Below are 19674 nucleotides of genomic sequence, written 5' to 3'. Positions count from 1 at the left end.
AACGCTCAGCCGGCGTTCTGGGCGACGAGGTCTCTCAGCTGCGCCGCGTCCACACGGCCGACGTCTTCGCCGTTGATCCGCACCGTCGGTGTGGACGTGATGCCGGCGTCGCGGGCCGCGCCGGCGTTCTGCGCGACCCAATCGCCGTAGCGGGCCTGCCCGATGCACTCGAGGGCCCCCTCGTCGGTGACCCCCGCGGTCTCGAGGTACGACTCCAGCTGCTCGGCCGAGTACTCGTCCTCGGCGTTCTCGCGGATGGCGAAGAGGGTCGCGTGGACGGTGAAGAACACGTCAGGCTGCTCGGTCGCGACGCACGCCGCGGCGCTTCCGGCGACCGCGCTGTAATCCGAGATGAAGTCCAGCAGGTGATACTCCACCGCGAGCGAGCCTCCGGCCACGAGCTCCTGCACCGTGGGTCCGATCTGGGTCTCGTACTCGCGGCAGTGTCCGCACGCGAAGTCCTCCCAGATGGCCATGGTGGTGGCGGCCTCGGGAGCGCCGACGCGGATGCGGTCGCCGCTGACCTCCACGACCACCGACGCATCGCCGATCTCGGCGGATGCCGTGGCCTCGGGGGTCGCGGCGATGACGTCGCCGGCCTCGCCGAAGGCGAAGAAGACGCCGACGAGGAAGCCCGCGACGAGCACCGTCGACCCCGTCGCGACGGCGACGTTCCGCAGCGCCTGCCGCCTCCTGCGTTTCGCCGCCGCGGCCGGATCTGCCGCGGTGCGGGTGTTCTGCGCCGTCATCCTCGAAGTGCCCCCAGATCTCGCTCCGCACGTGCTCCCCCAGCCCGTGTCCTCGCACGCTACCCGACCGGCGCGCGAGTCTCCAGCATCCGAACTCACACCGCACGTCCAGCTTCGCGGGACCAAATGGCCGGCATCCGTCGTTGACCCTGACAGCGCCCACCGACCGTGGCACGCGAGAGAATCGACCGAGAGACAAGAAGGAGAATCCGATGACCAGCGGACCCACCGACACCGGAGAGATCACCCGCACCCCCGGCACCGAGACGGCAGTCCTCGCCGGAGGCTGCTTCTGGGGCATGGAAGACCTCATCCGCCGCCAGCCCGGCGTCCTCGACACCCGCGTCGGCTACACGGGTGGCGAGAACGACCACGCCACCTACCGACGCCACCCCGGTCACGCCGAGGCCGTGGAGATCGTGTTCGACCCCACGAAGACGACGTATCGCGACATCCTCGCGTTCTTCTTCCAGATCCACGACCCGTCGACCCTGAACCGTCAGGGCAACGACATCGGATCGAGCTACCGCTCCGCGATCTTCCCGCTGGACGCCGAGCAGGAGCGCGTCGCGCGCGAGACGATCGCCGACGTCGACGCGTCGGGCCTGTGGCCCGGGAAGGCCGTCACCACGATCGAGCAGGCGGGCCCGTTCTGGGAGGCCGAGCCCGAGCACCAGGACTACCTGATCACCTACTCGAACGGGTACACGTGCCACTTCCCGCGCGCCGGATGGGTCCTTCCGAAGCGCTCGGAGGCCACGGCCTGACTTCCACCGCCTGACGCTCGCGCGTCAGCAGCAGAACCGCCGACCCGGCATCCTCACCATCCGAGGCTGCCGGGTCCCCCTTTGAACGGACCGCGGATGCCGGGGGTGACCCACCCGCCGTAGAAGCCGCCGGGCTGCGGCTCGACCTCGACGCCGTTCAGGGTGCACCGGTCCATCGGGCCGGCGTAGACCGCGACGCGGCCGAGGAGCTCGCGGAATCCGGGGGTCGGGTCGGGATAGCACCACGCGACGCGCTCGCGCGTGACACCCCCGCCGCCGTGCACGTCGAAGTAGCGGGCCGCACCCTTGAACTCGCAGAAGGACGATCCCGCGGCGGCCGTCAGCGCTCCCGGCACGAAGTCGGCCTCGGGCACGTAGTAGGTCGGCGGGTGGCTCGTCTCCAGCACGCGCACCACGTCGTCGGTCGCGAGGATCACCTCGCCGCCGAGCTCGATGGTGATGCGCCCGTCGACCCGCTCGAGGCGGGGAGGACGGGGGTAGTCCCAGACGGACTCCTCGCCGGGGCCGACGGGATCGGGAACCGGATGCCTGCTCATGTATCGAGGCTAGAACGCCTCGACCGGGTCAGGCCCCGGGGCGACCGAATTGCTCGAGGAGGCGCAGCCAGACCTCGCTGACGGTCGGGTACGCCGGCACCGCGTGCCAGAGGCGGTCGATCGGCACCTCGCCGACCACCGCGATGGTCGCGGCCTGAAGAAGCTCGGCGACATCGGGACCCACGAACGTCGCCCCCACGAGCACCCCGCGCGCAGTGTCGACGATCGCGCGCGCCGCGCCCGAGTAGGCGTCCGAGTGCGCCGAGGCCCCGGCGACCCACGAGAGGTCGTAATCGAGGACGCGGATGTCGAGACCGGCGTCGCGGGCGGCCTCCTCGGTGAGGCCGACGGAGGCGACCTCGGGTTCGGTGAAGGTCACCTGCGGGACCGCGGCATGGTCGGCGGTGGCGACGTGCGCGCCCCACGACGCGTCGTCGACCGGGGTGCCGTTCGCGCGCGCGGCGATGACGTCGCCCGCGGCTCGCGCCTGGTACTTCCCCTGGTGGGTGAGGAGCGCGCGGTGGTTGACGTCGCCGACGGCGTAGAGCCACTCGGATCCGGGGACGCGGAGGGTGTCGTCGACCTCGATCCATTCGCCCGGGGCAAGGCCGACGGACTCGAGCCCGAGGTCTCGGGTGTTCGGCGTGCGGCCGGTCGCCACGAGGACTTCCGCCGCCCGCACGTCGTCGCCGCCCTCGAGGGTCACGGTGACGTCTCCGCCGTCCGCGCGTGAGACGCGCACGGGGGTCGCGCCCAGGCGGACGTCGACGCCGGCGTCGCGCAGGCCCTCCGCGACGGCATCCGAGGCGAAGGGTTCGACCTTTCCGAGCAACCGCGAGCGCGAGAGCACCGTCACCGTGCTGCCGAGCGCGGCGAAGACCGTCGCCATCTCGCACGCCACCACCCCTCCGCCGATGACGACGAGGGAGTCGGGGACCTCCTGCGCGGCGGTGGCCTCGCGCGACGTCCACGGGGCGGCCTCCGCGAGACCCGGGATATCGGGGATCGCCGCCGAGGTGCCGGTGCAGACGGCGACGGCATGCCGGGCGTGGAGGGTCGCGACGACCTCGCCCGCGGCATCCGTCACCTCGACCTGCTTGTCGCCGGTGAGACGACCGTGTCCGCGCACGAGATCGATGCCGGCGCCCTGCAGCCACTCGACCTGCCCGCTGTCGTCGAAGTCGTGGACCGCGTGGTCGCGGCGACGGAGCACGGCCGCAACGTCGAGCCCGCCGGTGACCGCCTGCTTCGCACCGTCGACGTCGCGCGCCCCGCGGAGGGCGGCGATCGGACGCAGCAGCGCCTTCGATGGCGTGCAGGCCCAGTACGAGCACTCGCCGCCGACGAGTTCGGACTCGACGATGACGGCAGTGAGGCCCCCGGCGACGGCGCGGTCGGCGACGTTCTCCCCGACGGGTCCGGCGCCGATGACGATCAGGTCGTACGAGGAGGTGTCCATGCGCACACGCTAGACCCGTGCGCGCACCGGGGCGACCTCTTGCGCACGCTTCGCGGCGAGGGTACCGAGACCCCGGTCGATGGCCACCAGGAGGAACCCGAAGGCCTCGAGCACGACCACGAGGGCGAGGATCCACAGGGCGACGCCCCCGACGCCGAGCGCGCCGACGTCCATGAACGGATAGGGATGGTTCACCCCGGGCTCGAACTCGCCGCCGAGAGCGCCGTAGATGAAGGCGAACGCGAGGTAGGCCAGGGGAAACAGCGCCCACGCCAGCGGATCGAGCCACCGCATCCGTCCCTTGGTGCGCAGCAGCAGCCACTCGCCGACGATGAGCAGCGGCGAGATGACGTGCACGAGCGAGTCGGTGAGCGTGTAGGCCTCGTAGGCGGGGTCCTGGGTGAGGCTCGGCACGAGCACGACCGTGTAGACGAGCATCGTCACCACGAGCGCCATCATCACCGCGCCCTGGATCCGCGGGAGCGGCTCGGTCGTGCCGCGCGCCCCGTGGCGGGTCAGGTCGCGGACGGTCGCGACGACGAGGAACAGCATCCAGACCGTCGCGGCGACGTTGCTCAGCGCCGTGAAGTACAGCAGGGTCTTCCAGCTCGGGTCGGCGGTGAACAGATCGAGCAGGCGGATGACGCCGGTTGCGATGAGGCCGAGTGCGACCAGCCGGTACGCCAGGGCCACGGGGCGGAGCGTGATCGCGGTGGGGCGGGGGTGCGTTCGGTGAGCCACCCGCCGATGGTACGCAGTCCCGTGTGATGTGCGGACACTTCCCATTCACGGGAATGGATGCCGCGACTGTGACGTTCGGACGAGCATGCAGCGATTCGGCACCCTCTCGTTCGGCCACTACGGCCCGCTCGGCGGCGGACGCATCCTCACCGCCGGGGACTCCATGCTCCAGGCCATCGACCTCGCCCAGGGGATGGATGACCTCGGGGTCGACGGCGCGTACTTCCGCGTCCACCACTTCGCCCGGCAGCAGGCCGCACCCATGCCGCTCCTCTCGGCGATCGCCGCTCGCACCGAGCGCATCGAGGTCGGCACCGGCGTCATCGACATGCGGTACGAGAACCCCCTCTACCTCGCGGAAGAGGCGGCAGCCGTCGACCTGATCTCCGGCGGGCGCCTCGCCCTCGGCGTGAGCCGCGGGTCACCCGAGACGGTCGTCCGCGGGTACGAGACCTTCGGCTACACCGGATCGGCCGACCCCCGCGGCGCCGACCTCGCCCGCGAGCACATGGACCTCTTCCTCCGCGCGATCGACGGCGAGGGTCTCGCCGAGCGCGACCCCGCGAGCCCGTTCAGCCGCGGTGCGACCGGGATGCAGCGCATCGAGCCGCACTCCCCCGGTCTCCGCTCCCGCGTGTGGTGGGGTGCCGGCAACCGCGACTCCGCCGAATGGGCGGGCCGCACCGGCGTGAACCTCATGTCGTCGACGCTGCTGACTTCTGCCGACGGCCGACCGTTCGACATCCTGCAGGCCGAGCAGATCGACGCGTTCCGCGCCGCGTGGCGCGAGGCCGGCCACGCGGGCGAGCCGCGCGTGTCTGTGAGCCGCTCGATCATCCCGATCACGACCGCCGAGGAGCACATGTACTTCGGCGGCCGCCAGGACGGCGACCAGATCGGCATGATCGACGGGATGACCTCGACGTTCGGGAAGTCCTACGCTGCCGAGCCCGACGTGCTCGTCGAGCAGCTGCTGCAGGATGCCGCGATCGCTGCTGCCGACACGCTGATGATCACCATCCCCAGCCAGCTGGGCGTGGAGTTCAACCTGCGGATCGTCGAGTCGTTCGCGAAGTACGTCGCGCCGGCGCTCGGCTGGGTCGGCACGCGGGCGGGAGCGCAGGCCTAAGCGCCTCGCGCGTGGACCAGTCGAAGGTCCTCGCACACGATCGGCATCCGTCGGTCGAACCCGCGCGTGCTGGTGGAGTATCGGCGCCAGTACTTCTCGTGTTCGTCGCGCCATGAAGCGAGCGAGCGGTCGTCCTCTCCTTCGGCGTATGCGTGGGCGGCGGTGACCTCGTCGAACGGCACGATCGTGATGCCGACGGTCTGCACGAGGGCCGTCGGCCGCCCGCTTCCGTCGAGGATGATGTTCCAGCTCCCGACCTCCGGGACCTCTTCCCCGTCCGCTTCGAAATCCCAGAGCGCCGACGAGGTCGCCGTCTTGGTTCCCGAGAGGACGAGCGCGAGGAGCTGATCCGCATGCTCGGGCGTCGCACCGAACGCCCACACCTCCGGTGCGGCATCCGGCAGCCCGTCGACGACCGCGCGGCACTCGCCCCAGAAGTCGGCGATCGTGTCATCGTCGGCGGTGATCATCCGTCGAGCCTACGTGGGCCCTGACGGTCGGCTGCAGAGTCGCGTCGGTAGGCTCGCTCGATGGCTCTTTCCCTTACCCGCATCGATCCGACGGGCGCCGATCGCGACGCGCTCGTCGACTTCTTCATCTCGAACCGGTTCCCGTTCCACGTCGATCCGCGACCGACGCCCGAGCGGGTGGACGAGGCGATCGCGGCGGGGCGGTTCCGCGACGACGACAACGACTCCTACTGGATCGACCACGCCGAGCAGGGTCGGATCGGATTCCTGCGCTTCGAAGATCTGACCGACCAGGCGCCTCTGTTCGACCTCCGGCTGGCCGATGGAGCGCGCGGGAAGGGGCTCGCCGCGGCGATCCTGGCGCTGGGCGCGGAGCACGTGTTCTCCACCATGCCGGAGGTCCGCCGGTTCGAAGGCCAGACCCGGGAGGACAACGTCGCGATGCGGCGGGCGTTCCGCCGCGCGGGATGGGTGCAGGAGGCCTACTACCGCGAGGGATGGCCGGTCGAGGGCGGAGCCCCGGTCGCCTCCGTGGCCTGCAGCGTGCTGCGCCGCGACTGGGAGTCGGGCGAGACGACCCCGGTTCGCTGGGACCCGGCGGGCACCGTTGGTGACCGGCGCGAGCGCGCAACGATGGACCGTCCCGAGGTCGTCTGCGTATGCGGGTCAGCTCGGTTCGCCGACGAGATACGCGCGGCGAACCGCGATCTGACTTTTGCCGGCGTCATCGTGCTCGCACCGGGCGAGGCCACGGGAGCGGTGCCGGACGAGCAGAAGGCTGCCCTCGACTCACTCCACAAGCACAAGATCGACCTCGCCGATCGGGTTCTCGTCGTCAATCCCGGCGGATACGTCGGCGCCTCCACTCGCGACGAAATCGCGTACGCTCACGCCACCGGCACGCCGGTCTCATTCACGCACCCAACCTGACCAGCTGTGTGGAGAATGCAGTCTCATGGGGAGATGTAGCCTCGATGAAGAGTTCTACGTGAGTGCTGTAGGTCACCGCTGATCTCCGAAAAGAACACGAGTCGGCCGATCGAGTTCAGTGAGGAAGAACTCGCGGAACTCGATGAGGTCGCGTGCACCGTCGAGCGGACCACCCCCGCGCTCGGGGGTCTCTTGCTTTCAGGCTTCCGCCTCGGCGGCGACGATCTGGCGGCGGACATCATCCATGTCCAGCTCGCGCGCCTTGGTGATCAACAGTTCGAGCTGCGGGGCGGGCAGAGCGCCGGGCTGCTTGTAGACCAGAACGCCATCGCGGATCACCATCAGCGTCGGGATCGAGGCGATGCGGTGAGCCGAGGACAGCTCGGCTTCGGCTTCGGTGTCCACCTTCGCGAACACGATGTCGGAATGCGTGTCCGACGCAGCCTCGAAAACCGGGGCGAACGATCGACACGGACCGCACCAGGCCGCCCAGAAGTCCACGAGGACGATCCCGTCTCCCTGGACTGTCGCGCCGAAGGTCTCGCGCGAGAGATCAATGGTCGTCATCGTCGATCACCGCCCGAACAGACGCGAGAAGAACCCGCTCTGCGTCGTCTGCGCCGCCTGAATTTCACCGCGTGTGTGGTTGCCGTTGCACCACTGTGACGCGGGCACGGACGCGCGTACGGAGGACACGTGCTGGCCGCAGCCCGCCCAGGTCGTCTTCCCGCAGGTTCGGCACTTCGTGGCTCGACACATCTTCTCTCCCTTTCCATCGATACCCAAGGGGGTATTCTGAAACCTGGGCACCAACTATACCCCCAGGGGTATTCTGATCGTCAACTCGACGGAGAATTCATTCATGAGCAGTGACGATCAACGCGCCGACCGGCTGTCGAGTACGCAGTCTTGACGGGAGGATGCAGTCTCGATGAAAACTACTAGGTGAATGTCGGAGGCTGTCGCTAGTCTTCGAATATGAATACGAGCCGGTTGATCGAGTTCAGCGAAGAAGACCTCGCCGAACTCGACGAGGTCGCGCAGTATGCGGAGACCATGACACCGGCGCTGGGTGCCATGGAGGTCGGCAACGTCCGCAATCAGGCCCGGGCGGGGGCGATTGCGGAGCGGGTGTCGCGGCGCCAGGCGGCGTCAGTGCGGTCGCAGGAGATGGTCTACCGCTCCGTCGCGGCGGAACTTGCCGGGGTGACGTTCACGACCGACCGGTCGATGCAGGCGCAGATCACCCAGGCGGTGGAGTGGGTGGAATGCTACCCCGCGACTCTCGCGGCGTGGGAAGCGGGGCGGATCACCCGTGGTCATGCCACCGCCGTGCTCCGGTGCGGGACGGCGCTGCCCCGCGATGGGCGGGCGGAGTTCGACGCGGCCGCCGCGGAGCTTTGCGTGGGTCAATCGGTCGGGCGGGTGAAGGACCGCCTCGAACATCTCGCGCAGGAGCTGCACCCCCGCACTTTGGCGGAGCGGCACGCGAAAGCCCGCGAGGAACGGCGGGTGAGTGTCACGCCGTTGCGGGATGGGATGTCCGAACTCGTCGCGACCCTCCCGACCCTGTTGGCGGAAGGGATCAGCGACCGCCTCAACGAACAGGCCGCCTCGATCATCGACGCCCGCAACACACCCGCTCCTGGCGAGACGGATCCCGACGCGGATGACACCGACGCAGAGCCGGACTGCCGCACACGGGACCAGATTCGTGCGGACATCCTCTGCGACATGCTCCTCACCGGATCCCCCCTCGCCGACCCCACCATCGACGGAGACGGCAACGGGACGCTGGGGATGATCCGCGCGAAAGTGCAGGTCGTCGTCCCCGCGTTGGCACTGCTGGGTCGAGATGACGATCCGGCGAACGACACCACCACCGCCGACCTCGTCGGATCCGCACCGATCGACCCCGCGACCGCCCGGGCTTTGGCCGGCGCCGTCGCCACGTGGGAACGCCTCGTCGTCCACCCCGTGTCGGGACAGGTGCTGTGCACCGACTCCTACCGGCGCACCGCCTCCATGGCCAGACTGCTGCGGGCACGGGACCGGCATTGCCGATTCCCCGGATGCCGACGGCCCGCGATCCGCTGCGAACTCGACCACACCCTCGACTACGCCCTCGGCGGCCCCACCGACATCCGGAACCTCTGCCACCTATGTCAACGACACCACTCGATGAAGCAATTCACCTCCTGGGGCGTCCGACAACTCGGCGACGGAGTCCTCGAATGGACCTCACCGACCGGGCGGATCTACATCGACCATCCACCGGCACCCTTGGTGAGATTCATGCCGTCCGGAGGTGGGGCACCACCGCCGGATGCGAGGGGCGGCGCACCGCCGCCCGAACCCGCACCCTTCTGACACTCCCCGGCGACCTACTCGCCGCCGGCCTCCTCGCCGTCGATGAGCACGACGAGCACACCACCGCCGCCGGCGGTCCGCTGGCCGGTCACACTCACGGCATCCACACCCTCGGACGGCGTCGCCGGTGCCACGCGCGTCTCCTCGCCGTCGCAGTTCACCTCCGCCGCCTCGCCGCCCACCCACGACGACCCCTGGCGCACGGTGTACCCGAAGAACACGACCGACGCCGGATCCCCGAAACAGGCGACCGTGAATCCGTCGACGCGGCTCGGCTCGGCGAACTCCAACCGCACGACCGACTCGTCCTCCGGACCGGACTCCGCCGATCCGATATTCACGGTCGCCACGCCGAGCGGCGCATCCGCGGCACGCTCCTCCTGAAACGACGCCGCCCGCGCCTCGGCGTCCACCCAGTCGACCTCGGGAGGCGCGCACGCGGCCAGAACACCCGCGCAGAGGGCAGCCAGGACCACAGGACCGATCACACGACGCATGGTCCGAAGCCTACGGGCCGTGAATCCGCCGCAGGCCCTCCACAGATCCGCCGCATCCACCGCCGACCGGCACATCTGCCGCCTACGCTGGGCGAGGCATCGACGCACAGGAGAGGAGGACGACACCATGGGCCGCACCCCGACGAGCCGCTCGACGAGCGGGGCGAAGAGCCGTTCGTCGAAACGGCGCCGACGCGGCCGTCACCGCGGCCGCCGGATCGCCGGCATCCTCGCCCTCGTCCTCGTCCCGGTGGCCCTCCTCAGCGGATGCCTTTTCCTCGCCGCCGCGGCGATCGACGCTTTCGCCCCGCGCGACGACGACCGCCGCGTCGCCGGCTACGGCGCCGAACAGCTCACGAACGCGTGCACCATCATCGGCGCGGGACGCGACCTCGGCTTCGGCGAGCGCGACCAGACCATCGCCGTCATGACCGCGATGGGTGAATCGTCCCTGCGGAACCTGCCCTACGGCGATTGGGAAACGAACGGCGTCCGCAATCCCGACGGCACACCCACGACCTCCATCGGCCTCTTCCAGCAGCAGGACGGCTGGGGCACCCGCGACCAGCGCCTCGACCCGTACACGGCCGCCACCCTCTTCTACGCGGCCCTCTCCGAGCACGCACCCGACCGCGAAGAGCTCACCCCCACCGCTGTCGCCCATCGCGTCCAGGTCAACGACGACCCGAATCATTACGCGCGCTACTGGGACCGCGCCGTCCAGGTCGTCGCCGCCGTCACCGCGCCCGTACCCAAGGGCGAGGACCCCGGCATCCCGACCTGCCCCGCCTGAACCGCACGCGCTAGCGACGGACCTTGTCGCCCGCCGATCGCGGGGGCGCCGCACCGACCTCGAGGCGCTCCAGGCCCCGGAGCGATGTCCAGATGAGCTCTTCGCCCTTCGCCGCGTGCATCGACGCGCGGACCGCGCGCTCATCCGCCCATGAGTTGAGCACGTGCCCGCTGTGACCGCGCACGTGCTCGAGGATCACGTCGGGAAGCCCGGCAGCCCGCCGCGCGTCCCGCGCCTCGATGAGACGCTCGAGGATGTCGCGATTGGCGACCGGCTTCTTCGCGCTCGTCACCCACCCGCGTCGGCGATGCCCGTCCATCCACGACGCGTACGTGTCGATGGCGTACTTCGAGTCGGCCTGCACCACGAGTTCCCGCACATCCGCGTGATCGGTGATCGCGTACAGGAGCCCGAGCAGCTCGCCGATGTTGTTCGTCCCCTGGGGAATCGAACCCGCCGCCCAATGCCCGTCCTCCCCGACCCATGCCCAACCCGCCGGCCCCGGGTTGCCCTTGCAGGCACCGTCCGTGGCGACGACGTAGCGATCGGAGGAAGCGGACGACGAAGAGGGGGAAGAACTGCTCACCCGACCATTCTCCCCGGCGCGGCCGGCATCGCCGTCCCTGCGAGAATGCCACGGTGCCTCCTCGCGTGAACCCCCGCACCATCGCCGTCGCCGCGCTCGTCGACGGCGTCGCCGTCATCGCCTTCGCCGCCACCGGCCGCGCCAGCCACGGCGAAGCGGTCCTCGCGGGCCTCGCGATCACCGCGTGGCCGTTCCTCGTGGCTCTCGCCGTCGGCTGGCTGGCCGCCCTCGCGTGGCGTCGCCCTCTCGCGCCGATCCGCACCGGCATCCCGATCTGGGTCATCACCGTCGCGCTCGGGATGCTGCTCCGCGCCGCCTCAGGGCAGGGGACGGCCCTTGCGTTCGTCATCGTGGCCACCCTCACCCTCGGCCTGCTGCTCATCGGCTGGCGCGCCCTCGCCACCCTCGTCACCCTTGTCACCCGCCGAGCGCGGACGCGGCACCCGGAATAGACATCACCCACCGGGGCTTGGACCGAGGCATGACCACACTCGGTACCAGCGATCTGTCCGTGTTCCCCCTCGCCCTCGGCGGCAACGTCTTCGGCTGGACGGCCGACCGCGACGCCTCGTTCGCGATCCTCGACGCCTTCGTCGACGGCGGCGGAGACTTCATCGACACCGCCGACTCCTACAGCGCATGGGTTCCCGGTCACACCGGCGGCGAGAGCGAGCGCCTCATCGGCGAGTGGCTCGCGGCGCGCGGACACCGGAACATCGTCGTGGCCACCAAGGTGAGTCAGCACCCCGACTTCCGCGGCCTCTCGGCGACCACCGTGCGCGGGGCGGCCGAGGCCTCCCTCCAGCGCCTGGGCGCGGACACCATCGACCTCTACTACGCACACTTCGACGACGCCGACACCCCGCTCGAAGAGACCGTCCAGGCCTTCGGCGCGCTCGTCACCGACGGCCTCGTCCGCCACGTGGCGGTGTCGAACTACACCCCCGCCCGCGTCGCGGAGTGGCTCCGGATCGCCGACGACCTGGGCGTCGCGCGTCCCGTCGCGATCCAGCCGCACTACAACCTGATGCACCGGAGCGAGATCGAGGCCGACCTCGTCCCCCTCGCCGAGCGTGAGAACCTCAGCCTCGTGCCGTACTTCGCCCTCGCCAAGGGTTTCCTCACCGGCAAGTACCGGTCGATGGACGCCGCCGCCCACGACACCCCGCGTGCCGCTGCCGCGGCGGAGTACGCCACCGACGCCGGCCTCGCCGTCATCGACACCCTCGCGCGCATCGGCGACGCCCACGGTGCCTCCATCGCCTCGACGGCACTCGCCTGGCTGCGGATGCAGCCGACCGTCGCCGCCCCGATCGCCAGCGCATCGCGCCTCGACCAGGTCGCGTCGCTCCTCGAAGGCGGACGCCTCGAGCTCTCCGCGGAGGAGCTCACCGAGCTGGATCGCGTCTCCGCCACCGCGGGCGCCTGACCCGCGCAGGGATTCGCGAGCACCGACCCCGCGACCGGCGAACGCTGGTTGACTGAGGAACATGGCCGACGTGGCGATGTTCCCTCTGGGGTCGGTGCTCTTCCCGCACACGCCCCTCGTGCTGCGCGTCTTCGAGCCGCGCTACCTGACGATGGTCGGACGACTCCTCGACGAGGAGGACCCCCAGTTCGGGGTCGTCCTCATCGAGCGCGGACACGAAGCCGGAGGCGGCGACCAGCGCAGCGGTGTCGGCACGATGGCGCGCCTGATGCAGGTGCAGGCGGGCGCCGAGGACATCCAGATCGTCGCCGTCGGCGGCGATCGCGTCGTGGTCGAGGAGTGGCTCGAGGACGACCCGCACCCGGCCGCACGGATCAGCGTCCTCCCCCGCCTCACCTGGGACGACGCCCTGACGCCCCTCCTGACCGAAGCCGACCGGATCGTGCGCCGTGTCCTCGGTCGGGCCGCGCAGGTCGGTCCGACGGCGTGGGATGCCGACACCGAGATCTCCGACGATCCGGTCGAGGCGGCGTGGCAGCTCGCCGCCATCGCACCACTCGGCGAGTTCGACCGCTTCACCCTCCTCCAGTCGACCTCGATGGGCGCTCTCCTGCGCGAGCTCATCGATCTGTCGCTCGACATGGAGCCGCTGCTTCAGCCGTTCGCCGACTGATCCCCCGCAGGCACCGCTGTCGCATCCCACGGTCGCGCCGCCGTCACAGGAACATCCACTCGTCGCCGGATGACCCTCGGGGCGGCTCGGCGAGGATCGGGGCGGGGTTCCAGCGGGCGCGGAGGCGCCGGACCGGCCACGCCGTCACCGCCGCGAGCGCGCCCCGGCGCCCCGCGCGCAGGCGGACGAGGCTCGCCACCGACGGCCCGGTCGGGACGACCTTGGGGAGGTGCGCCGCCCCCACCACCCACTCCGGCAGTCCGAGCACCCGGAGCACGTCCCGCAGGCGCTCGGATTCGAAGGTGCTGTCCGGGTCGAGCTCGTCGTCGAGGATCTCCTCGAGGCGGTCCGCAGCCTCCTCACGACCGAACAGCTCCGCGATCGCGGGCGCCTGCTCGGCACCCACCGGCTCGGGGATCACCTCGCGGTCGGCATCCGGTTCGCGGGAGGGGTCGCTGTCGTAGCGGGCGACTTCGTCGGCGCCGGAGAAGGCGACGAGTCCGAGCTGACGGTCGCGCCGCACCCGCGCGGCCAGCGCCCGCGCTCCGGTCGCAGCGGCGAGCTCGCGGCCCACCTCGACGATCCCGCGGTGCCCCGCCGCGACGACGCCGTCGCCAGGGTCCCCCACGATGACGGTCACGCCGTCCTCCGCCGGAGCGATCCAGCCGCTGAACCGCATCGCCGCGAGCGCCTCCTCGACCTGCGCCGAGGGCGCGGCATCCGTCAGCAGCAGGACGGCGCCGTACGAGAAGCCGTCGGGGCCGCCGATCTCGGACTCGGCGCCGGCGGGAGGGGGCATGTACATGCGTCGATCCTCCCGCACGGGCGCCCGCGTAGACACCCCCGGCGCGACTGTCAAGCCCCGGCGCCGTGGACACCCAATCCGTAGCGTGGGACCCATCACCACCGGCGAACGACGGAAGGAAACCCTCATGGGACTCGGAGACGACATCAAGCACAACGCTGAGAGCGCCAAGGGTTCGGCCAAGGAAGGCCTCGGCAAGGCCACCGGCAACGACGAGATGGTTGCCGAAGGCAAGGCCGACAAGACCAAGGCTGACGCCAAAAAGGTCGGTCAGGACGTCAAGGACGCCGTGACCGGCGAGTAATTCTTCATCGAAAGGCCCGGGACGCGCATCGCGTCCCGGGCCTTTCGCATGTTCGGAGGCGATGGGACCTTCGACCTCCGCCCGCGCACTCCCCCTCGCGTTCACTGGGAGCATGACGTTCGTCCCCGGCGCCCTCTCCACGTTCTCCGCGGTCTCCAGCGACAGCCGGGTGGAGATCCTCCGGCTTCTGCAGGACCATCCCGATCGGCCGATCTCGGATCTCGTCGCCGCCACGCGGAAGCACCCCAACACCGTACGGGAGCACCTGCAGCGGTTGGTCGCCGCCGGCTACGTCGTCGAGCGCACCGAGCACCGGACCCGGCGAGGCCGTCCGCGCGTGCTCTACTCCGCCGCCGCGGATGTCCCCGCGGTGCACCCCGTCACCCGGCGCCGTGCCGACGAGGCCGCTCGGCGCGGTGATCTCCTCCGCCGGCTGTACGCCGTGCCCGCGCCGTCCGGTCTCGGCACCGACGCGGTCCATCAGCTCGACGCGATCGTCGAGGATCTCGCGGATGCCGGCTTCGACCCCGTCGTCGACGAGCGCGACCTCACGCTCGACCTCGGCCCCTGCCCGCGACGGCTTCCGATCGGCACCGCGGAGGATCGCGCCGAGAACGCCGCCGTCTGCCGCGTGCATCTGGGACTCCTGCGGAACCTCCTCGCCCAGGCGGGCGGCCCCCTCACCGTCGCCGATGACGGGATCACCCAGGAGCACGGATGCGGCGACCGGTGCGTCATCCGGCTCCGCACCGACGACGCGGCATCCGCGGTGTCGGCGTTTCAGTCCTCGCCGGGAACCCGCACCCTCTGCGCACCGGTGTAGACGTTCAACGAGGATCCGCGGACGAAGCCCGCGAGCGTGAGTCCGCGCGCCTCGGCGAGCTCGACGGCGAGCGAGGAGGGAGCCGACACCGCCGAGAGGACGGGGATCCCCGCCATCGCCGCCTTCTGGACGAGTTCGAAGCTCGCGCGACCCGAGACCTGCAGCACCGTTCCGGACAGCGGCAGGCGATCGGCCAGCACCGCCCAGCCGACGACCTTGTCGACGGCGTTGTGGCGACCGACATCCTCCCGCGCGACGAGCAGCTCACCGCTCGCGCCGTCGAAGAGGGCTGCGGCGTGGAGCCCCCCGGTCTTGGTGAAGACCGCCTGCTCATCGCGCAGCCGATCGGGGAGGGAGAAGAGGAAGGCAGCGTCGACCTCGAGCGGATCGCCCGCGACGTCGTGGGCCGACACCGTCTCGACCGCGTCGATGGAGGCCTTGCCGCACACGCCGCACGAGCTCGTCGTGTAGAACCGGCGCGCGGCGTCGGCGGCGGGCAGCGCCACGCCCGCCGCGAGTGCCACGTCGAGCACGTTGTAGGTGTTCTCGGTCGTACCGGCCGCGCCCGCGCCCGTGCCCGGGCCGCCGCAGTGGATCGCCGAGCGGAACTGCCCGCCGTGGGCGATGATCGCCTCGGAGACGAGGAATCCCGCCGCCAGCTCCACGTCGTGTCCGGGCGTGCGCATCGTCACCGCGAGCGGCTCGCCGCCCACGCGGATCTCCAGCGGCTCCTCCACCGCGAGGGTGTCGGGGCGGCGCCGCGTCCGGGCGGCATCCGACTCCAAGGTCACCGTCAGCACGGGTCGCCGCGCCGTGAGCCGTCCCATGTCCGTCGTCCCCCTCAGCCGCCGATGGCGTTCATGCCGCGCACCGGTTGCAGGAACGACGGGTCGTCGATGGCGTGGCCGGGGAGCTTCCCTGTGACGCAGGCGCGGAGCACGCCGCCGATCGTGGCGGCGTCGTCCTCGCCCCCGGCGCGCAGCACGGGGAGGAGGTCGTACTCGGACGTGGAGAACAGGCAGTTGCGCAGCTGTCCGTCCGCGGTCAGGCGGAGGCGGTCGCAGTCGCCGCAGAAGGGTGCGGTCACCGACGCGATGATCCCCACGGTGTCGGCGGTGCCGTCGATCGACCACCGTTCGGCGGGCGCCCCGCCGCGCCCGGGGATCGGGTCGAGCGTCCACCGCGCCGACAGCGCGGCGAGGATCTCCTCGCGCGTCACCATCTGCGCGCGATCCCACGTGTGACCGGCATCCAGCGGCATCTGTTCGATGAAGCGCATCTGCGCGCCCTGCTCGCGGGCGAAGGCGACCAACTCGACCAGCTCGTCGTCGTTGACGCCGCGCATCGCGACGGCGTTGAGCTTGAGAGGACGGAGGGGGGATGCCGCGGCGGCGGCGATGCCGCGGAGGACGTCGGGCAGCCGGTCGCGGCGCGTCAGGGCGTGGAAGCGATCGCGACGGATCGTGTCGATGGAGATGTTCAGGCGCGACAGACCCGCGGCGATGAGATCCGGAAGGACCTCGTCGAGGCGGATGCCGTTCGTCGTCATCGCGAGCTCCACGCCGCTCCCGTCCGGGCGGCGGATCGCGGCCAGGCGCCGCACGACCTCGACGATGTCGGGACGGAGGAGCGGCTCGCCGCCGGTGAGACGGAAGGTGGACACCCCCGCGTCAGCGGCCACGCGGGCGACCCGCTCGATCTCGTCGAGGGTGAGGATGCTCGTCTTGGCCAGCCACTCGTTGCCCTGCTCGGGCATGCAGTACGTGCAGCGGAGCGAGCAGCGATCGGTGAGGGAGATCCGGAGGTCGCGGTGCACGCGCCCGAACCGGTCCACGAGCGGCGCGCGCGGATCGCTTTCGTGATCCGCTGCGCCGGATGCCGCGAGCCGCGGCATCCCGATCATCACCGGCGTGGCCATTGTCCGAGCCTAGACGCCGCGTGCGCGAGAGGGCGGGCGGCGACGGATATTCACGGCTCGCGCACCGACGGCGGGCACCCGATCGGGAGCATCCTGATCTCGACGGAGGGGGGAGATCTCCCTCCCCGTATGGTCAGACCACATGCTACTCTGTGGTCAGACCACTCAAGCCGACCCAGACGATCGGAGAGCGCATCGTGGAATTCCTGGACCCCCTGCTGCTGGCACGCTGGCAGTTCGGTCTCACGACGCTGTACCACTACCTCTTCGTCCCCTTGACGCTCGGCATGGCCCTCGTCGTGGCGATCTTCCAGACCGTCTGGCACCGCACCGGCCAGGTGAAGTACCTGCACCTGACGCGCCTGTTCGGGAAGATCTTCCTCATCAACTTCGCCATGGGCGTCGTCACCGGCATCGTCCAGGAGTTCCAGTTCGGGATGAACTGGTCGGCGTACTCGCGGTTCGTCGGCGACGTGTTCGGCGCCCCGCTCGCCTTCGAGGGCCTCATGGCCTTCTTCTTCGAGGCCACCTTCATCGGGCTGTGGATCTTCGGCTGGAACCGGCTCCCCCGCGCCCTCCACCTCTTCTCCGCGTGGATGGTCGTGTTCGGCTCGACCCTGTCGGCGTACTTCATCCTCGCCGCCAACGCGTTCATGCAGAACCCGGTCGGCTACCAGATGGCCGCCGACGGCAGCCGCGCCGAGCTGATCGACTTCTTCGCCGTCCTCACCAACCCCGTCGTCCTCGCGGCGTTCCCGCACACGATCTTCGCCGCGTGGATGTTCGCCGCGACGGTCGTCGTCGCCGTCTCGGCGTGGCACCTCTCGCGCAACCAGCACATCGACACGATGCGCACCTCGCTCCGCTTCGGGCTCTGGGCCGTCGTCATCTCCTTCGTCGGCGTCGCGATCTCCGGCGATCAGCTCAGCCTGGTCATGGTGGCGACCCAGCCGATGAAGATGGCGGCCGCGGAAGCCATGTGGGACACCGCGTGCGGAGCGGATGCCTCGTTCTCGCTGTTCTCGCTCGGCACGCCCGACGGCTCCGAGGAGATCTGGTCGCTGCGCGTGCCGTACCTGCTGTCACTGCTGTCCACGCACAGCCTCGACGGCTGCGTCGAAGGCCTCAACGACCTCCAGGCCCAGTACACCGAGCAGTTCGGCGCCGGCGTGGACTACATGCCCATCGTCTGGGTCACCTACTGGTCGTTCCGCTGGATGATCGCCCTCGGCGGCGCCGCGGCGCTCATCGCGATCGCGGGTCTGTGGGTCACGCGCAAGAAGGCCACGCGCCCGGTCGCCGGCTGGATGTGGAAGATCGCGATCTGGTCGGCTCCGCTCCCGCTCCTCGGCAGCCTCGTCGGCTGGGTCTTCACCGAGATGGGCCGGCAGCCGTGGATCGTCTTCGGCCTCATGCTGACCGAGGACGGCGTTTCGCCCAGCGTCCCCGGATGGACGGTACTGATCTCGCTCCTGTCGTTCACCGCGATCTACGCGATCCTCGCGGTGGTGGAGTTCGGCCTCATCGTCAAGGCCGCCCAGAAGGGTCCGGATCCGCTGCCGGGCCCCGACGACCCCGACCCGCGCGACCGCGCGGTCGAAGACACCCCGACCACGGTCTACTGAGCACCCGGAGCACATCATGGATCTCGCTTACCTCTGGTTCTGGATCGTCGGCATCTTCTTCATCGGCTACTTCGTCCTGGACGGCTTCGACTTCGGCGTCGGGATGTCGCTCCCCTTCCTCGGGAAGAACGACGTCTCCCGCCGCCAGATCATCAACACCATCGGCCCGGTGTGGGACCTCAACGAGACGTGGGTCATCGTCGCGGGCGCCGTCCTGTTCGCGGCCTTCCCGAACTGGTACGCCACCCTGTTCAGCGGCTTCTATCTGCCGCTTCTGCTGATCCTCCTGGCACTCATCGTCCGCGGCGTCTCGTTCGAGTACCGCCACCAGCGCGACTCGCTGCAGTGGAAGCGCCGCTTCGACACGATGATCGTGGTCGGTTCCGCGGTGCCGTCGCTGCTGTGGGGTGTGGCCTTCGCGAACATCGTCCAGGGCGTGCCGATCGACGCCGACATGGAGTTCACGGGAACCCTCCTCACCCTCCTGAACCCCTACGGACTGCTCGGGGGACTCACCACCCTCCTGCTCTTCTTCACGCACGGGCTGTACTTCATCGCGCTCAAGACCGACGATCCGGTCCGCGGCGACGCGCGCCGCCTCGCCGGCCGCGCCGGGATGCTGACGATCGTCGTCGCCGCCGCGTTCCTCGTCTGGACGATCTTCATCGCCGCCGGACGCGAGGCGCCGCTGATGGTCTTCGTCATCGCCGCCGCCGCGACCGCCGCGGTGTGCCTGATCATGTCGGTGTTCTTCAACGCCCGCGATCGCGAGGGCTGGGCGTTCGGCTTCGGCGCCGCGACGATCGTCACCGCGGTGCTGACCCTCTTCTTCGCCCTGTTCCCCTACGTCATGCCCTCGTCGACCGACCCGGCGTACAGCCTGACCATCGACAACGCATCCAGCACCGACTACACGCTGACGATCATGTCGTGGGCGGCGCTGATCTTCCTGCCGATGATCGTGCTCTACCAGGGCTGGACATACTGGGTGTTCCGCAAGCGGGTCACGCGCGCGACGATCGAGCGCGCCGCCGCGGAGGTGCACTGAG

At 70.2% G+C, this 19674-nt stretch carries 24 protein-coding genes; 12 read left to right on the top strand and 12 right to left on the bottom strand.

Translation table 11 applies throughout. The features are described from left to right. Positions 1-5: 5 nt before the first annotated feature. On the bottom strand, positions 6-749 hold the full coding sequence (locus KZC50_RS08605) for a DsbA family protein (RefSeq protein WP_053548051.1): 744 nt from the start codon (positions 747-749) through the stop codon (positions 6-8). Between the two features lie 212 nt (positions 750-961). On the opposite strand from KZC50_RS08605, the gene msrA reads away from it, so the two are divergent. Next, entirely contained in the window at positions 962-1516 is a 555-nt protein-coding gene (gene msrA / locus KZC50_RS08600; protein ID WP_310891366.1) for a peptide-methionine (S)-S-oxide reductase MsrA, read from the top strand. A gap of 53 nt (positions 1517-1569) precedes the next feature. Here msrA and KZC50_RS08595 read toward each other — a convergent pair whose 3' ends face one another. Genes KZC50_RS08595 through KZC50_RS08585 form a run of 3 tightly spaced genes read right to left on the bottom strand, consistent with a single transcriptional unit; the run spans position 1570 to position 4273 of the window. Continuing rightward, positions 1570-2073 carry a DUF427 domain-containing protein gene (locus tag KZC50_RS08595; protein WP_053548053.1) on the bottom strand — a complete coding sequence of 168 codons (504 nt, stop codon included), beginning with the start codon at positions 2071-2073 and terminating at the stop codon, positions 1570-1572. 28 nt (positions 2074-2101) lie between these two features. After that, the gene (locus tag KZC50_RS08590) at positions 2102-3532 is read right to left on the bottom strand and encodes a dihydrolipoyl dehydrogenase family protein (protein ID WP_310891365.1); all 1431 of its coding nucleotides are present in this window, start codon (positions 3530-3532) and stop codon (positions 2102-2104) included. A 9-nt stretch (positions 3533-3541) separates the two neighbouring features. Then, positions 3542-4273, bottom strand: coding sequence for a Pr6Pr family membrane protein (locus tag KZC50_RS08585; RefSeq protein WP_156305206.1), 732 nt, complete (start codon positions 4271-4273; stop codon positions 3542-3544). An 85-nt stretch (positions 4274-4358) separates the two neighbouring features. Between KZC50_RS08585 and KZC50_RS08580 the strand changes: the two genes are divergently transcribed. Beyond that, entirely contained in the window at positions 4359-5402 is a 1044-nt protein-coding gene (locus KZC50_RS08580) for an LLM class flavin-dependent oxidoreductase (RefSeq protein ID WP_053548056.1), read from the top strand. On the opposite strand, the gene KZC50_RS08575 is transcribed toward KZC50_RS08580, so the two are convergent. After that, the gene (locus KZC50_RS08575) at positions 5399-5872 is read right to left on the bottom strand and encodes an ASCH domain-containing protein (protein ID WP_310891364.1); all 474 of its coding nucleotides are present in this window, start codon (positions 5870-5872) and stop codon (positions 5399-5401) included. The genes KZC50_RS08580 and KZC50_RS08575 overlap by 4 nt on opposite strands. Before the next feature lie 60 nt (positions 5873-5932). On the opposite strand from KZC50_RS08575, the gene KZC50_RS15715 reads away from it, so the two are divergent. Next, a complete protein-coding gene (locus tag KZC50_RS15715) occupies positions 5933-6802 on the top strand; it encodes a GNAT family N-acetyltransferase (RefSeq protein WP_064319454.1) in 870 nt (289 codons plus the stop codon). A gap of 198 nt (positions 6803-7000) precedes the next feature. Here KZC50_RS15715 and KZC50_RS08560 read toward each other — a convergent pair whose 3' ends face one another. Both KZC50_RS08560 and KZC50_RS15730 read right to left on the bottom strand, forming a co-directional pair. After that, complete coding sequence (locus KZC50_RS08560; RefSeq protein WP_053548058.1) at positions 7001-7369, bottom strand: thioredoxin family protein; 369 nt, start codon at positions 7367-7369, stop codon at positions 7001-7003. Between the two features lie 6 nt (positions 7370-7375). Continuing rightward, positions 7376-7561, bottom strand: a complete 186-nt coding sequence (locus KZC50_RS15730) for a DUF8730 family Cys-rich protein (protein WP_301134567.1) — start codon at positions 7559-7561, stop codon at positions 7376-7378. 219 nt (positions 7562-7780) lie between these two features. On the opposite strand from KZC50_RS15730, the gene KZC50_RS08550 reads away from it, so the two are divergent. After that, complete coding sequence (locus KZC50_RS08550; protein ID WP_310891363.1) at positions 7781-9172, top strand: HNH endonuclease signature motif containing protein; 1392 nt, start codon at positions 7781-7783, stop codon at positions 9170-9172. A gap of 14 nt (positions 9173-9186) precedes the next feature. Here KZC50_RS08550 and KZC50_RS08545 read toward each other — a convergent pair whose 3' ends face one another. After that, positions 9187-9669 (bottom strand): hypothetical protein, encoded by a 483-nt coding sequence (locus KZC50_RS08545; RefSeq protein WP_310891362.1) that lies wholly within the window; start codon positions 9667-9669, stop codon positions 9187-9189. 127 nt (positions 9670-9796) lie between these two features. Here KZC50_RS08545 and KZC50_RS08540 point away from each other — a divergent pair, with 127 nt between their 5' ends. Continuing rightward, a complete protein-coding gene (locus KZC50_RS08540) occupies positions 9797-10462 on the top strand; it encodes a peptidase M23 (RefSeq protein ID WP_310891361.1) in 666 nt (221 codons plus the stop codon). A gap of 10 nt (positions 10463-10472) precedes the next feature. On the opposite strand, the gene KZC50_RS08535 is transcribed toward KZC50_RS08540, so the two are convergent. Next, complete coding sequence (locus tag KZC50_RS08535; RefSeq protein WP_301133390.1) at positions 10473-11048, bottom strand: ribonuclease H family protein; 576 nt, start codon at positions 11046-11048, stop codon at positions 10473-10475. A 53-nt stretch (positions 11049-11101) separates the two neighbouring features. Here KZC50_RS08535 and KZC50_RS08530 point away from each other — a divergent pair, with 53 nt between their 5' ends. The 3 genes from KZC50_RS08530 (at position 11102) to KZC50_RS08520 (ending at position 13150) form a co-directional block, all read left to right on the top strand. Continuing rightward, positions 11102-11500 (top strand): DUF3054 domain-containing protein, encoded by a 399-nt coding sequence (locus tag KZC50_RS08530; protein WP_301133388.1) that lies wholly within the window; start codon positions 11102-11104, stop codon positions 11498-11500. 29 nt (positions 11501-11529) lie between these two features. Then, positions 11530-12477 (top strand): aldo/keto reductase, encoded by a 948-nt coding sequence (locus tag KZC50_RS08525; protein WP_301133386.1) that lies wholly within the window; start codon positions 11530-11532, stop codon positions 12475-12477. A gap of 61 nt (positions 12478-12538) precedes the next feature. Then, positions 12539-13150 (top strand): LON peptidase substrate-binding domain-containing protein, encoded by a 612-nt coding sequence (locus KZC50_RS08520; RefSeq protein ID WP_053548063.1) that lies wholly within the window; start codon positions 12539-12541, stop codon positions 13148-13150. A 43-nt stretch (positions 13151-13193) separates the two neighbouring features. On the opposite strand, the gene KZC50_RS08515 is transcribed toward KZC50_RS08520, so the two are convergent. Then, entirely contained in the window at positions 13194-13955 is a 762-nt protein-coding gene (locus tag KZC50_RS08515; protein ID WP_310891360.1) for a hypothetical protein, read from the bottom strand. A gap of 85 nt (positions 13956-14040) precedes the next feature. On the opposite strand from KZC50_RS08515, the gene KZC50_RS08510 reads away from it, so the two are divergent. Together KZC50_RS08510 and KZC50_RS08505 are read left to right on the top strand one after the other, a co-directional pair. Beyond that, the gene (locus KZC50_RS08510) at positions 14041-14259 is read left to right on the top strand and encodes a CsbD family protein (protein WP_310891359.1); all 219 of its coding nucleotides are present in this window, start codon (positions 14041-14043) and stop codon (positions 14257-14259) included. 112 nt (positions 14260-14371) lie between these two features. Continuing rightward, positions 14372-15082 (top strand): ArsR family transcriptional regulator, encoded by a 711-nt coding sequence (locus tag KZC50_RS08505; protein ID WP_310891358.1) that lies wholly within the window; start codon positions 14372-14374, stop codon positions 15080-15082. On the opposite strand, the gene fdhD is transcribed toward KZC50_RS08505, so the two are convergent. After that, positions 15040-15909: a formate dehydrogenase accessory sulfurtransferase FdhD gene (gene fdhD, locus KZC50_RS08500; RefSeq protein ID WP_310891357.1), complete on the bottom strand. Its 870-nt coding sequence runs from the start codon at positions 15907-15909 to the stop codon at positions 15040-15042. The two genes, KZC50_RS08505 and fdhD, sit on opposite strands and share 43 nt — an antisense overlap. Before the next feature lie 14 nt (positions 15910-15923). Next, entirely contained in the window at positions 15924-16976 is a 1053-nt protein-coding gene (gene moaA, locus KZC50_RS08495; protein ID WP_310891553.1) for a GTP 3',8-cyclase MoaA, read from the bottom strand. Positions 16977-17197: 221 nt separating this feature from the next. On the opposite strand from moaA, the gene KZC50_RS08490 reads away from it, so the two are divergent. Next, positions 17198-18625, top strand: a complete 1428-nt coding sequence (locus tag KZC50_RS08490) for a cytochrome ubiquinol oxidase subunit I (protein WP_310891552.1) — start codon at positions 17198-17200, stop codon at positions 18623-18625. Between the two features lie 16 nt (positions 18626-18641). Then, complete coding sequence (cydB, locus tag KZC50_RS08485; protein WP_310891356.1) at positions 18642-19673, top strand: cytochrome d ubiquinol oxidase subunit II; 1032 nt, start codon at positions 18642-18644, stop codon at positions 19671-19673. Position 19674: the final 1 nt, after the last annotated feature.

This window comes from Microbacterium aurantiacum, assembly GCF_031625015.1.
Lineage (GTDB): Bacteria > Actinomycetota > Actinomycetes > Actinomycetales > Microbacteriaceae > Microbacterium > Microbacterium aurantiacum.
This window is presented reverse-complemented; position numbering and strand designations above follow the sequence as displayed.